Consider the following 12,821-nt stretch of genomic DNA (forward strand, 5'->3'; position numbering starts at 1 on the left):
CGTCGGGGCTGAAGCCCCTCCCACAGTGCAATCGCAATGCGTCGTGCGAGTGCGTGGCCACGCTGCCGCGGGAAGCTTCGGTATCGCGCCGCGCAATCCATGAGCGCAGCCGAAACAGCAGGTGCACTGCCTTTTGTGGGAGGGACTTCAGTCCCGACGCGACCAGTTGACCGGCGTCGTGGCCCACCACACTGCGATAGCGCGTCGCTGCATGCGAGGGATGCCTTCGGCTGGATCGCCGCTGCCGTCTCCGCTACGAAGGCGCAGCGTCGGTCTGCACCGACGCGGTCCGTGCTGCCAGCTCCTGCAGCGTTTCCAGAAACTCCGGCGCCAGCGGCAGCTTGCCGAACCAGCCGTGCTGGGTGCCGCTGAGCACGCGCAGCATGTGCCCGCGGCCGCCAGGCATGCGGCCGGCCGGGCGCATGCCGACGTCGCGCAGCCGCGCCACCAGGTCGCGCTCGGACTGGAACAGCGGGGTCAGCCAGCGGCTCCAGAACTGGTACACCGCCACGTGCGCCTGGCGCTGCGCCTGGTAGCGCGCCAGCGCCGTGTCGATGTCCGCGGCGGTGCGCAGGCTCTCGCTCAGCGCCCAGGCATCCATCAGCGCCATGTTGACGCCCTGCCCCAACTGCGGGCTCATCGCGTGCGCCGCATCGCCGGCCAGGACCAGGCGGCCGCGGTACCAGTGCCGCTGCACCGCGTCGCGGTAGCTGGCCCGCGCCAGTTGCGCGGGTGCGTCGATCTGCGCCAGGCGATCGCGCGCCTGCGGCCACAGCTGCGCGATCTCCTCCAGCCACGGCTGCACGCCGCGCGCCTGCCAGGCATCGAACTCGGCGGTCGGCAGGCTCCAGAAGAAACTCACCCGCGGCTCGGCATCGCCGGGGCGGGTGCCCACCGGCAGCAGGCCGATCATCTTGCGCGCGGCCACGTAGCGCTGGCGCAGCTCGTCGGCGAAGGCCCAGTCGCCGCGCGGCAGCAGGCACCACAGCGCGCCCCACGGATACATCCGGTCCAGCCGCGTCGCCTGCACCTGCGCGCGCAGCGCCGAGGCCGAGCCGTCGCAGGCGATCACCAGGTCGAACGGCCCGTGCCAGCGGCCGTGCTGGTCCTGCACCCGGCGCAGCGTGTCGTCGATGGCGACGATGCGCGTATCGCGCTGCAGCGTGGCGTAGCCGTCCCAGGCCTGCGCCAGCAGGGCGAAAAGGGCCCCGCGCTGCAGGCCCAGCCCGAACAGGCGCGCGTCCAGGTCGCGGTAGCGCATGTCCATCACCGCGCGTCCGCACGGGGTCTCGCCGTACAGGCGGTGCACTGGCGCGCCGTAGGCCAGGGCCTGCTCCAGCAGGCCGATCCGCCACAGCACCTGCAGGCCGGTCGGCTGCAGCAGGAAGCCGGCACCGACCGGCCCGGGCTGCGCCGCACGCTCGAACACCTGCACGCGGTGCCCGTCGCGCGCCAGCAGCAGCGCCAGCGTCTGGCCCGCCGTGCCGTAACCGACGATCCCGATCTGCAGTCCTTGCTTCATTGCGTCCACCGCCTGCCGACGCCGACACCACGGCGTCTCCCATAAAAAACCCCGCCGAAGCGGGGTTCAAGGCACAACCGAGTCAACGCGAGCGCTTACTCGACCGGCGTGATATTCGAGGCCTGCGCGCCCTTCGGACCCTGGGTCACGTCGTAGCTGACACGCTGTCCTTCCTGCAGGCTGCGGAAGCCCTTGGAGTTGATCGCGGAGAAGTGCGCGAACACATCGGCGCTACCGTCTTCCGGAGAAATAAAACCAAATCCCTTGGCGTCGTTGAACCACTTGACGGTACCGTTCGGCATGGTGATGCGAGACCTTTTGCAGTGAATGGGTGGTGGTTGTGCGGCAGCCGCACCGGCGGAGTATGCAAAGCTTGCGCAGCGAAGACAATCACCCGCGCGCCAGTTCCCCCACCAGCTCCGGCAGCCCGACCGAGGCCGCCTCGACATTGGCCAGCACCTCGGCCAGGGTGATCTCCTCGGCGTCGCCGCAGCCGGCCGCCCAGTTGGCCACGATCGCCAGGCAGGCGTAGTCCAGGCCCAGCTCGCGCGCCAGCCCGGCTTCGGGCATGCCGGTCATGCCGACCAGGTCGCAACCGTCGCGGCGCAGCCGCGCGATCTCGGCGATGGTTTCCAGGCGCGGCCCCTGCGTGGCGGCATAGCAGCCACCGTCGACCAGGGCAGTGCCGGTGACGCGCGCGGCGGCCAGGATCTTGCTGCGCAGCAGCGGCGAATACGGATGGCCGAAATCCACGTGCAGCACCTCGCTGCCCGGCTCTTCGCACAGGGTGGAGATGCGCCCCCAGGTGTAGTCGATGAGCTGGTCCGGACAGGCCAACACGCGCGGGCCGAAGCGCTCGGTGATGCCGCCGACGGTGTTGAGCGCCAGCACCCGGGTGGCGCCGATCTGTTGCAACGCAGCAAGGTTGGCGCGGTAGTTGATCTTGTGCGGCGGCAGCGAATGGCCTTCGCCATGGCGGGCCAGGAAGGCGACGCGGTGGCCGAGCAGCGTGCCGACCCGCACCGGGCCGGAGGGCGCGCCGTAGCGCGTTTCGACCTCGTGGGTCTGCACGTCGTCGAGCTGCGCGAGCTTGTAGACGCCGGTGCCGCCGATGACGGCCAATGCGATGTTGTCCATGCGGATCCTCGAACGAAAGGGACGCGTGCGCCGGCGGTGTGCGCCGGCAATGGGCAGCGGAGCGGCGAGACTGGCTCGCTTACCCGCTTACTCCTTCATCGCGTAGATCGCCGGCAGGTTGCGCAGGGCCTCGTTGACGTCCATGCCGAAGCCGAACACGTAGCGGTCCGGCACCTCGACGCCGATGTAGTCGGCGCTCACCCCGGGCACGCAGCGGTCGTGGCGCTTGACCGTCAGCGCGGCGATGCGCACGTCGGTGGCGCCCTGCTCCAGGCACCACTCGCGCACCGCCTTCAGGGTCAGGCCTTCGTCGAGGATGTCGTCGAGCAGCAGCACGCGGCGGCCGTACAGCGCGGTGGCCGGGCGGTGCTTCCACACCAGCTCGCCGCCGACGGTCTCACCGCGGTAGCGGGTGGCGTGCAGGTAGTCCAGCTGCAGGTCCTGGCCGCGGCTGCCCAGTTCCAGCGCCAGCTGGCCGGCGAACGGCAGCGCGCCGTGCATGATGGTCAGGTAGACCGGGATTTCGCCGCGGTAGTCGGCGGCGATGGCGTCGGCCATGTGGGCGATGGCCTGGTCGATGCGGGTGCGATCGACCAGCAGGTCGGCCTGGGCCAGGGCCTGGGCGATGGTGAGAGTGGACATCAGGCGGTTTTTCCGAAGGTGGAGAGCAGATGGGATTGGGTGTGGCCGTAGCGGGCGTCGGCCAGCAGGCCGTCCCAGCCGAGGCCGCCACGGCCGATCAGGCCGAGCAGCGCGGCGGTGTTGAGCGGGCGGTCGCGCACGGCCTGCAGCGATTCGTCGACCAGTTCCGGATGGCAGACCAGGACCACGTCGCAGCCGGCGTCCAGGTGCGCGGTGACCCGCGCGGCGACACCGCCGGCGGCGAACGAGGCGGCCATGCCGATGTCGTCGGAGAACACCACGCCGCGGAAGCCCAGGTCCTGGCGCAGGATCTGCTGGATCCAGCGCGGCGAGTAGCCGGCCGGCTCCGGCGCCACCTGCGGATAGACCACGTGCGCCATCATCACCGCATCGGCACCGGCGGCGATGCCGGCGGCGAACGGCACCAGGTCTTCCTGGCGCAGGGTCTGCAACGGACGCGGGTCCTCGGCGTTGTCGACGTGGGTGTCCTCGAGCACGGTACCGTGGCCGGGGAAATGCTTGAGGGTGGCGCCCATGCCGACGCTGTGCATGCCGCGCACATAGGCCGCGGCGAAGGCGGCGACCACCTGCGGGTCGTCGCTGAAGGCGCGGTCACCGATGGCGCGGTTGCCGCGGGCCAGGTCCAGCACCGGGGCGAAGCTCAGGTCGACGCCGCTAGCGCGGATCTCGCTGGCCATCAGCCAGGCATGCTGTTCGGCCAGTTCCAGCGCAGCGGCCGAATCGCGCGCGTACAGCGCGCCGAAGCCCTGCAGCGGCGGCAGCGCGCTGTAGCCCTCGCGGAAGCGCTGCACGCGGCCGCCCTCCTGATCCACGCAGATCAGCAGCGGTCGCGGCGTCGCGGCGCGGATCGCCGCGCTCAGTTCGGTCACCTGCGCGCGCGAGGCGAAATTGCGTTTGAACAGGACCACGCCGGCCACCGCATCGTGCTGCAGCCAGTCGCGCTCCTGCGCGGTGAGTTCGGTACCGGCAACGCCGATCGCGAGCATGCGGGGGATTCCTCCTGCCGGCGCGGTTCAGGCGCCTGTGGGCCGGCATTGTCGCAGATGCCGGCGCTGGCGGCAGGCCGCGCCCCTGCCAGCTGACACGTCTCGGTAATGAACGCACTGAAGATCGGCACGCGTAGCGCTGCGCCGTGCAATCCGGGCCGGGCCGCGCGGCAGTTCGCCCGGTCCCCGAGCCCAGGCGGCCTTGCGGCCATGGCTGGCGTGGCCCGTGCGGGTGCAGAATGCGGGAGAGGCCCTGGCGGGCCGGCATCGGTGCCGGCGGGACGCCCGCGCAACACCGCGGGCCGCCCCTTCGCCACTGATACTTCGCTGTCTAGCGCGCCGCACGCGGCGAGTGGGTCCCGCTGTGCCGCATACGCGCGCCTAGACCGCGCATCCGTCCGGGCCGCAGTCCTGGCCCGCCTGGGCGTCGGCGAGCAGACCGCGCACGGTCGCCGCGATCACCTCCGGCGGCTGCGCGCCCTGCAGCGCCTGGCGTCCATCGATGACGTAGGTGGGCACCGCACGGATGCCCATGGCCTGCGCCTGCTGCAGTTCCGCCTCGATCTCGTCCAGCCCTTCGTCACCCTGCAGCAGCGCCTGCACCCGTGCCGCCGGCAATCCGCCCGCAGCGCCGGCATCGCACAGCGTCTGCGGGTCGGCCAGATTACGGCCCTCGGCGAAGTGCGCATGGAACAGCGCTTCGGCCACCGCGTCGACATTGCCCTCGCGCGCGGCCAGCCACAGCAGCCGGTGCGCCGGCAGCGTGGTCACCCGCACCTGGCCGCGGCCGAAGTCGAACGGCAGGCCTTCGGCACGCGCGGTGGCCTGGGTCTGCGCCAGGATCTGCTCGGTGCGCGCCGCCCCACCGAACTTGGCCGCATAGGCTTCGCGCAACGGCACCGGCTCGGTGCCGGCGTCCGGATCCAGCTGATACGGATGCCAGTGGATCTCCAGCGCCGGCGCATCCGCGCCGAGCGATGCAAGACCTTGCTGCAACCGGCGCTTGCCGATCCAGCACCAGGGGCAGACCACGTCGGACCAGATATCGATGCGCATGAGCGGGGATTAGGGATTAGGGATTAGGGATTCGCAAAAGCATAAGCCCGATTGCTGCGAGAAGCGGGGATTCGGGACTGGGGAGTGGGGATTCGCAAAAGCGGGCCGCGTGCGGCGTTTGGCTTTACGCTTTTGCCAATCCCTAGCGCTCCACAACGGCCGCAGGCCGGTCATCCCCACTCCCCAATCCCTGCCACTCGCAGAATGGACAGCTTGCCAGCGCCACGTTGTAGTACCGCGGGTCGTCGGTGACTTCGGCGCCGAGCCAGTCCGGCTTGGCGAACGCTTCGTCGGCGCTGTCCAGTTCGATCTCGGCGACGACCAGCCCGGCGTTGTCGCCGAGGAACTCGTCCACTTCCCACAGATGGCCCTGGTGCTGCACGAGATGCCGGCGCTTGTCGATCAGTCCGCCCACGCACAGCGCCAGCAGCGCGCGCGCATCGTCCAGCGGAATCGGATACTCGAACTCCTGGCGGGTGTGCCCGAGCTCGCGCGACTTGAGGTTGAGGAACGCCGCCTCGCCCTGCACCCGCACCCGCACCGACGCCTTCTGCGCCCCGCTGGCCAGCGCCGCCTGGTCGTTGAGATAGCCCTGCGCCATCGGAATCACGGCATGCGCCGCCGCGCGCCAGCCGTCGCCGGTCACCAGGAATTTGCGTTCGATTTCGATGGCCATGGGAATCGGGAATTCGGAATGGGGAAAGGAGAATGGAAAAAGCTTAAACCGCGCGCGCAGCCGCCGTAACGAATCCCTAATCCCGTTTCCCCATTCCCAGCTTCTCAAACACCGCAATGCTCTCCACATGCGCGGTATGCGGGAACATGTCCATCGCACCGGCGGCCTTGAGCACGAAGCCTTGATCGTTGACCAGATAGCCGGCGTCGCGCGCCAGCGAGCCGGGATGGCAACTGACGTAGACGATGCGCTGGAACTGTTTCAGCGGCAGTTGCTGCAGCACCTCCAGCGCGCCGGAGCGCGGCGGGTCGAGCAGCAGCTTGTCGAAGCCCTGGCGCATCCACGGCGCCTGGCGCTGGTCCTGGGTCAGGTCCGCGGCGAAGAACTGGGCGTTGTTCAGGCCGTTGCGCTGTGCATTCTCCCGCGCACGCGCCACCAGCCCGGCGTCGCCTTCCACGCCGACCACCTCGCGCACGGTGCGCGCCAGCGGCAGGGTGAAGTTGCCCAAGCCACAGAACAGGTCCAGCACCCGGTCGCCGGGTTGCGCGTCGAGCAGCGCCAGCGCGTGCGCGATCATCTTCTCGTTGAGCGCGGCATTGACCTGGATGAAGTCCAGCGGCCGGAACGCCAGCTCCACGTCCCACTGCGGCAGCCGGAACGACAGCGGCACCTCCTGCGGATACAGCGGATGCACGCTGTCCACGCCGCCGGGCTGCAGGAAGATGGCGAAGTCGTGTTCCTGGGCGAAGGCGATCAGCGCGGCCTGGTCGCGCGCGCTCAGCGGCTGCATGTGACGAAAGGTCAGCGCCACCGCCGCGTCGCCGGCGATGAACTCGATCTGCGGGATGTCGCGCTTGCCGTCCAGACTTTCGACCAGGTCGGCCAGCGCGGTCACCTTGAAGCCGATCTGCGGGATCACCGTGTGGCACACCGAAAGGTCGGCGACGAAGCGCGGGTCCTGCTCGCGGAAGCCGACCAGGGTCTTGTCCTTCTTTTCCACCCGCCGCACCGAGAAGCGGCCCTTGCGCCGGTAGCCCCAGGGCGCGCCGGTCAGCGCCGGCAGCACCGCCTGCGGGGTCACGTGGCCGATGCGCTCCAGGTTCTCGGTCAGCACCCGCTGCTTGGCGACGATCTGCTGGTCCTCGGCCAGGTGCTGCAGCACGCAGCCGGCGCAGACCCCGAAATGCGGACAGCGCGGCGTCACCCGCTGCGGCGAGGCCTGCAGCACCTGCACGGTGCGCGCCTCGTCGAAGTGGCGGTTGCGTGCGGTGGGTTCGGCGAGGACGGTCTCGCCGGGCAACGCGCCGGCGACGAAGGCGACCTTGTCGCCCTCGCGGCGGGCGACGCCGCGGCCGTCGTGGCTGAGGTCGGCGATGTCGGTCTGGAAGGGCGTGCGGTCGAGACGGTTTCTGGATCGGGCCACGTGGCAACAGGCTGCGGGCGGAAAAGGGCCGCCATTGTCGCAGATGGACCGGGCCGGGACCGGCTTGCGATTGCCGCGCCGGCGAGGCAAAGTGGCGCGACGCACGCGCGCCGCCGCGCGGGATGCGAACACGCCGCATGGAGGCATAGCATGGCATCGATCCAGGACCCGGTAACGCGACTGCTGCTCGTCGAAGACGACCCGATCAGCCGCGCCTTCTTCGACGCGACACTGCAGTCGCTGCCGGCCCAGGTGGACCTGGCCGACTCGGTCGCCAGCGCCCTCGCCCGCGCGCAGACGCAGGCGCACGACCTCTGGCTGATCGACGCCAACCTGCCCGACGGCAGCGGCAGCGAGCTGCTGCACCAGTTGCAGCAGCAATGCCCCGGCACCCTCGGCCTGGCGCATACCGCCGACGCCAGCGCCACGGTCCGCGCGCAGTTGCTCGACGCCGGCTTCGCCGACGTGCTGCTCAAGCCGCTCAGCACCGAACGGCTGCTGCAATCGGTACGCCGGCTGCTCGCCCGCGGCCGCCTCGGCGGCACGCCCGGGAGCGCCGAGCCGACCCTGGACTGGGACGAGACCACCGCGCTGGCCGCACTCAACGGCGAGCGCGCGCATCTGATCGCCCTGCGCGAGCTGTTCCTGGCCGAACTGCCGGTCACCCGCGACGCGGTCGCCTCGGCCCTGCAGCTCAGCGACGAGCAGGCCGTGCGCACCCACCTGCACCGGTTGCAGGCCAGCTGCGGCTTCGTCGGCGCCGCCCGCCTGGCGCGTGCCGTGCGCCAGCTGCACGGCGACCCGGCTTCCTCGCAGGCACGCCACCAGTTCAGCGAGGCGGTGGCGGCGTTGTTGCACTGAACGCTGGGATTGGGGATTGGGGATTGGGGATGACGCCCGGTCTTCTGTGGCAATGGGTGTGGGAACGCTTCAGCCGCGACCCGCGCGCACCCGGATATGCCAAAGGCGGCCCCACCGCAGCCCCCTCGACCCATCTGGCCTCCCGTCCCAGAGCAGGGATTGGGGAGTAGGGATGGATTCCCGTCTTCTGCACGAGTCGGCGTAGAGCGGCTTGAGGCGCGACCCGCGCACGCTCCCAGACGTGGCCATGGCGGCCTTTCAGCCGGCCGCCCTCGCATCCCCCATTGATCCCGCGGTACGACGACGGCGACGGCGGCACAATGGCGCTGGCGATGTCGCCACCGAGGTCATTCCTACGGGGCAAGCTGCATTCGGTCGAGGTGTGACGAACGCGGCCCACGTGCCGACTCGCGCCGCCGACCCTCCCCGATCACGACTCCGCTGAGGACGGCGACCGCGGCGCTTCCGGCGTGGACGCCGACGTCGAATCGCGTTGCGCATCCAGCTCGGCGCCCGGCTCCGGCGTCGCGGGCGCTGCCGACTCCGACTCCGACGCCGCGGCGGCGGCGCTGCGCTGGCGCGCCAGGTCCTCGACCATTTCCCAGGACTTCAGGCCGCGGCCGCCGAGGTGGTGCAGCAGCACCACGCGCATGCCGCGGCGCAGGCCAGGCAGATCCTCGGCGACCGGTTCGGTGTCGTCGGCCAGGGCCAACAAGGCGCGGCCGGTGGCCATGCCGCTGCGTTGGTCGTGGCCGCGGTCGCTCAACAGCCGCCGCGGCCCGTGTTCGGCGTCCAGCACGTAGCGCGCGGCCGGGTCGATCGGGTCGCCGTCGCCGTCGTGGCGCAGGTCGAAGCCCACGCCCAGCGCCTCCAGCAGATCGCGTTCGAAGCAGCGCAGCGACCAGGCCAGCGGCGCCTCGGCGGCCAGCCGCGCGCGCACCCGCGCGTAGGCCAGGTACAGGTCCGGTGCCGGATCGTCGCGCGGCGCCAGGCGCAGGGTCAGTTCGTTGATATAGAACCCGGCCAGCATCGCCTCGCCGCTGAGCCGCGGCGCCGTGTCCACGGCCTCGGCCGCGCGCAACTGCGCCAGCTCGCCGCGCCGCTGCGCACTGAAGTGGATCGACTGCAGCGGCTGCAGCGCCGCGCGCAGGGCCTGCTTCTTCGGCCCCTGCACGCCGCGCGCCAGCACGCCGAGCCGGCCGTGGTGCACGCTCAGCACCTCCACCAGCAGGCTGGTCTCGCGCCAGGGCCGCGCATGCAGGACGAAACCGGGTTCGTGCTCGATCAAGGCGGGGATTCGGGAGTGGGGATTCGGGATTCGCAGGAGCGGCGGTCAGGGGGCGGAACGGGTGCGCGAGAAACGGGAAACGGGAAACGGGAAACGACTCTGTATCGAATTGAATCGGTGTCGAGCAAGGCTGGGCCTTTTGTAGGTGCGCCTCTTGTCCCCTCTTGTAGGATTAGCCGCGACAGCGGTTACCGGTGACGCCCGTCGCGGCTAAAGCCGCTCCTACAAAAAACGCCATCCTTGCCTTGATATAGCAGAGCTTCCGAATCCCGGGTTCCAACAGCCGAAGGCTGTCATCCCGGCTTCCAACAGCCGCAGGCTGTTCATCCCGAATCCCCAATCCCGGCTTCCCGGCTTCACTCCCCGTAGCCGAACGCCTTCAGCGCGGCCTCGTCGTCGGACCAGCCCTCGCGCACGCGCACCCAGGTCTCAAGGAACACCTTGGCGCCGAACAGGCGCTCCATCTGCTGGCGGGCCTTGGCGCCGATGTCCTTGAGGCGGGTGCCGCCCTTGCCGATCACGATCGCCTTCTGGCCTTCGCGCTCGACCCAGATCACCGCGCCGATGCGCAGCAGTGCGCCATCCTCGGCAAAGCGCTCGATCTCCACGGTGGTCGCGTACGGCAGTTCCTCGCCGAGCTGGCGCATCAACTGCTCGCGCACCAGTTCGCCGGCCAGGAAGCGCTGGCTGCGGTCGGTGATCTCGTCCTCGCCGAACATCGGCGGCGCTTCCGGCACCAGCGCCAGCAGATCGCGCACCAGCGCTTCCAGGCCCTTGCGCTTGAGCGCGGAGATCGGATGCACCGCGGCGAAGCTGCGGCCCTCGCTGACCTGCTGCAGGAACGGCAGCAGCGCGGTCTTGTCCTTGAGCCGGTCGACCTTGTTGACCACCAGCACCACCGGGATGCCAGCGTCGCTGAGCACGTTGAACGCCAGCGTGTCCTCGTCGTCCCAGCGCCCGGCCTCGATCACCAGCAGGCCGGCGTCCACGCCTTCCAGCGAGCCGCGCGCGGCGCGGTTCATCACCCGGTTCATCGCGCGCTTCTGCTCGCGGTGCAGGCCGGGGGTGTCGACCAGCAGCAACTGACCGGCCGGGAAGCTGGCAATGCCGAGCAGCCGGTGCCGGGTGGTCTGCGGCCGGTTGGAGACGATGCTGACCTTGGCGCCCACCAGGGCGTTGGTCAGGGTGGACTTGCCCACGTTGGGGCGGCCGATCACGGCCACGCTGCCGCTGCGGTAAGGGGGGGGGGCTTGTTCGTTCACTTGCTCGAATCCAGTTGCTCGATGGCGGCGGCGGCGGCCTGCTGCTCGGCCAGGCGCCGCGAGGTGCCCTCGCCCTCGGTGACCAGGGCGGGCTCGGCGAGTACGCAGCGTACCCGGAATACTTTGGCGTGGTCGTCGCCGGTCTCGCTGATCAGTTCATAGGCCGGCAGGCTCCGCTGCCGGGCCTGCAGCCATTCCTGCAGGCGGGTCTTGGCGTCCTTCTCCACCTTGCCGACCGGCAGCGCCGCCAGCGCGGCCTCGAACCAGGGCAGGATCGTGGCGCGACAGGCCTCGAAGCCGGCGTCCAGGTAGATCGCCGCGACCACGGCCTCCACCGCATCGGCCAGGATCGAGTCGCGGCGATGGCCGCCGGACTTCATCTCGCCCGGCCCCAGGGTCAGGCGTTCGCCCAGCTCCAGTTGCCGACCGATCGCGGCCAGCGAGGCCTCGCGCACCAGTTCGGCACGGGCGCGGGTCAGCGCGCCTTCGTCGGCCTTGGGCCAGCGCTGGTACAGCGCCTCGGCGATCAGCAGGTTGACGATGCCGTCGCCGAGGAATTCCAGGCGTTCGTTGTGCGGCGCACCGGCGCTGCGATGGGTCAGCGCCTGCGCCAGCAGCTGCGGTTCGGCGAAGCGGTGACCGATGCGGTCGCCGCGCAGGATGGTCTTACTGGCCACCACGCGTCGTCAGGTCCTGGGTGGCGTCGAACTTGCCGACCACGTCCAGATTGGCGATCAGCGGGCGGCGCACTTCGTAGGCCACGTGCATCTTCACGCCGGTATCGGTGCGCTCGAAGGTGACGTCACTCGGCTTGACGTTGTCCGAATTGTTGATGTCCAGGCGCCGGAACAGCGAGGCCTTGACCTGCGACGGGTCAATCTCGGCGCTTCCGGTTTCGGTCGCCAGGCCCTTCATCGCCGAGCGCACCGCGTAGAACTCCATGTACATCGGGAACAGCTTCATGCCGATGTAGACGAAGAACCCGACCACCGCCAGCACGATCACGAACGAGGTTAAGGTCATGCCACTTTGCTTGTGCTTCATCGCGCTTCCCCTCACGCCAGTCACTGGATGGCCGTTCCGATCCGCGACGGATCGAAACTGCCGCTGCAGAACCACCCTTCGCAATTGAGCCAGATCAGGAACGCCTTGCCGCGCAGGTTCTCTTCGGGCAGGAAGTGGGTCTGGGTCCAGAACCGGCTGTCCTCGCTGTTGTCGCGATTATCGCCCATCACGAAATACTTGCCCGGCGGCACCACCCAGTCGCCCTGGCCGGCCGGGTTGTTGCGGTCGATCCATTCCAGTTCGGTGTGGGTACGGCCCGGCAGGTACTCGGTCAGCAGCGTGGCGCCGGTCATTTCCGCGCCCTTGCCCTTGCCGACGTACTCGCCCATCACCTTGTACTTCATCGGCGTGCCGTTGATGTACAGGGTGTCGCCGTGGAAGCCGATGCGATCGCCCGGCAGGCCGATCACGCGCTTGATCCAGTTCTCGTCCGGCTTGTGCGGCGGCTTGAACACCACCACGTCGCCGCGCTTGGGCTCGCCCACCGGAATGATCTTCTGGTTGGTGATCGGCAGGCGGAAGCCGTAGGAGAACTTGTTGACCAGGATGAAATCGCCGACCAGCAGGTTCGGCATCATCGAGCTGGACGGGATCTTGTACGGCTCGGCGATGAAGCTGCGCAGGATCAGCACCACCGCCAGCACCGGGAAGAACGCCCGCGAGTAGTCCACCAGCACCGGCTCGGCGTCCAGCAACCCGGCCCGCGCGGCGCGGCGCTTGGCGAAGAACAGCTTGTCCAGCAGGGTGATGATGCCGGTGGCGAAGGTCAGCACCACCAGCGCGATTTCAAACCATTTCATTCGGGTTCCTTCGGAACGGGATTGGGGATTGGGGAGATGGGATTCGCAAGAACGGGATGACGGCAGACGCGTCTGCCTTGGC

The 12,821-nt window shown here is 69.6% G+C and carries 14 protein-coding genes; 1 reads left to right on the forward strand and 13 read right to left on the reverse strand.

Annotation, left to right across the window (positions count from 1 at the left end):
* Window positions 1–253: 253 nt before the first annotated feature.
* From GGR64_RS03045 to rlmD, 8 genes are all read right to left on the reverse strand, one after another.
* A complete protein-coding gene (locus tag GGR64_RS03045) occupies window positions 254–1,522 on the reverse strand; it encodes an NAD(P)/FAD-dependent oxidoreductase (protein ID WP_184643863.1) in 1,269 nt (422 codons plus the stop codon).
* A gap of 95 nt (window positions 1,523–1,617) precedes the next feature.
* On the reverse strand, window positions 1,618–1,824 hold the full coding sequence (locus GGR64_RS03050) for a cold-shock protein (RefSeq protein WP_003488188.1): 207 nt from the start codon (window positions 1,822–1,824) through the stop codon (window positions 1,618–1,620).
* A gap of 88 nt (window positions 1,825–1,912) precedes the next feature.
* The gene (locus GGR64_RS03055; RefSeq protein ID WP_087943469.1) at window positions 1,913–2,665 is read right to left on the reverse strand and encodes an S-methyl-5'-thioinosine phosphorylase; all 753 of its coding nucleotides are present in this window, start codon (window positions 2,663–2,665) and stop codon (window positions 1,913–1,915) included.
* A gap of 81 nt (window positions 2,666–2,746) precedes the next feature.
* Entirely contained in the window at window positions 2,747–3,301 is a 555-nt protein-coding gene (locus GGR64_RS03060; protein WP_167087430.1) for a hypoxanthine-guanine phosphoribosyltransferase, read from the reverse strand.
* The gene (gene nagZ / locus GGR64_RS03065; RefSeq protein WP_184643865.1) at window positions 3,301–4,308 is read right to left on the reverse strand and encodes a beta-N-acetylhexosaminidase; all 1,008 of its coding nucleotides are present in this window, start codon (window positions 4,306–4,308) and stop codon (window positions 3,301–3,303) included. The genes GGR64_RS03060 and nagZ overlap by 1 nt, the downstream gene beginning before the upstream one ends.
* 381 nt (window positions 4,309–4,689) lie before the next feature.
* Window positions 4,690–5,364 carry a DsbA family oxidoreductase gene (locus GGR64_RS03070; protein WP_167087426.1) on the reverse strand — a complete coding sequence of 225 codons (675 nt, stop codon included), beginning with the start codon at window positions 5,362–5,364 and terminating at the stop codon, window positions 4,690–4,692.
* A 142-nt stretch (window positions 5,365–5,506) separates the two neighbouring features.
* Window positions 5,507–6,040, reverse strand: a complete 534-nt coding sequence (locus GGR64_RS03075) for a CYTH domain-containing protein (RefSeq protein WP_184643867.1) — start codon at window positions 6,038–6,040, stop codon at window positions 5,507–5,509.
* Between the two features lie 76 nt (window positions 6,041–6,116).
* Window positions 6,117–7,463, reverse strand: a complete 1,347-nt coding sequence (rlmD, locus tag GGR64_RS03080; RefSeq protein ID WP_184643869.1) for a 23S rRNA (uracil(1939)-C(5))-methyltransferase RlmD — start codon at window positions 7,461–7,463, stop codon at window positions 6,117–6,119.
* Between the two features lie 150 nt (window positions 7,464–7,613).
* On the opposite strand from rlmD, the gene GGR64_RS03085 reads away from it, so the two are divergent.
* On the forward strand, window positions 7,614–8,324 hold the full coding sequence (locus tag GGR64_RS03085; protein ID WP_184643871.1) for a response regulator: 711 nt from the start codon (window positions 7,614–7,616) through the stop codon (window positions 8,322–8,324).
* A gap of 430 nt (window positions 8,325–8,754) precedes the next feature.
* On the opposite strand, the gene recO is transcribed toward GGR64_RS03085, so the two are convergent.
* The 5 genes from recO to lepB form a co-directional block, all read right to left on the reverse strand.
* Window positions 8,755–9,621 (reverse strand): DNA repair protein RecO, encoded by an 867-nt coding sequence (gene recO / locus GGR64_RS03090; RefSeq protein WP_326520302.1) that lies wholly within the window; start codon window positions 9,619–9,621, stop codon window positions 8,755–8,757.
* Window positions 9,622–9,968: 347 nt separating this feature from the next.
* Window positions 9,969–10,874: a GTPase Era gene (gene era / locus GGR64_RS03095; RefSeq protein ID WP_184643875.1), complete on the reverse strand. Its 906-nt coding sequence runs from the start codon at window positions 10,872–10,874 to the stop codon at window positions 9,969–9,971.
* Window positions 10,871–11,551 (reverse strand): ribonuclease III, encoded by a 681-nt coding sequence (gene rnc / locus GGR64_RS03100; RefSeq protein WP_167087414.1) that lies wholly within the window; start codon window positions 11,549–11,551, stop codon window positions 10,871–10,873. Before rnc ends, era begins: the two co-directional genes overlap by 4 nt.
* A complete protein-coding gene (locus GGR64_RS03105; protein WP_167087412.1) occupies window positions 11,541–11,918 on the reverse strand; it encodes a DUF4845 domain-containing protein in 378 nt (125 codons plus the stop codon). The genes rnc and GGR64_RS03105 overlap by 11 nt, the downstream gene beginning before the upstream one ends.
* A gap of 20 nt (window positions 11,919–11,938) precedes the next feature.
* Entirely contained in the window at window positions 11,939–12,739 is an 801-nt protein-coding gene (lepB, locus tag GGR64_RS03110; RefSeq protein ID WP_167087410.1) for a signal peptidase I, read from the reverse strand.
* Window positions 12,740–12,821: the final 82 nt, after the last annotated feature.

It is taken from the genome of Xanthomonas sp. 3307 (assembly GCF_014199735.1).
Lineage (GTDB): Bacteria > Pseudomonadota > Gammaproteobacteria > Xanthomonadales > Xanthomonadaceae > Xanthomonas_A > Xanthomonas_A rydalmerensis.

Coding starts and splice junctions, on each gene's coding strand:
- GGR64_RS03045 (WP_184643863.1), bottom strand. CDS start 1,522: ATGAAGCAAGGACTGCAGATCGGGATCGTCGGTTACGGCACGGCGGGC.
- GGR64_RS03050 (WP_003488188.1), bottom strand. CDS start 1,824: ATGCCGAACGGTACCGTCAAGTGGTTCAACGACGCCAAGGGATTTGGT.
- GGR64_RS03060 (WP_167087430.1), bottom strand. CDS start 3,301: ATGTCCACTCTCACCATCGCCCAGGCCCTGGCCCAGGCCGACCTGCTG.
- nagZ (WP_184643865.1), bottom strand. CDS start 4,308: ATGCTCGCGATCGGCGTTGCCGGTACCGAACTCACCGCGCAGGAGCGC.
- GGR64_RS03070 (WP_167087426.1), bottom strand. CDS start 5,364: ATGCGCATCGATATCTGGTCCGACGTGGTCTGCCCCTGGTGCTGGATC.
- GGR64_RS03075 (WP_184643867.1), bottom strand. CDS start 6,040: ATGGCCATCGAAATCGAACGCAAATTCCTGGTGACCGGCGACGGCTGG.
- GGR64_RS03085 (WP_184643871.1), top strand. CDS start 7,614: ATGGCATCGATCCAGGACCCGGTAACGCGACTGCTGCTCGTCGAAGAC.
- GGR64_RS03105 (WP_167087412.1), bottom strand. CDS start 11,918: ATGAAGCACAAGCAAAGTGGCATGACCTTAACCTCGTTCGTGATCGTG.
- lepB (WP_167087410.1), bottom strand. CDS start 12,739: ATGAAATGGTTTGAAATCGCGCTGGTGGTGCTGACCTTCGCCACCGGC.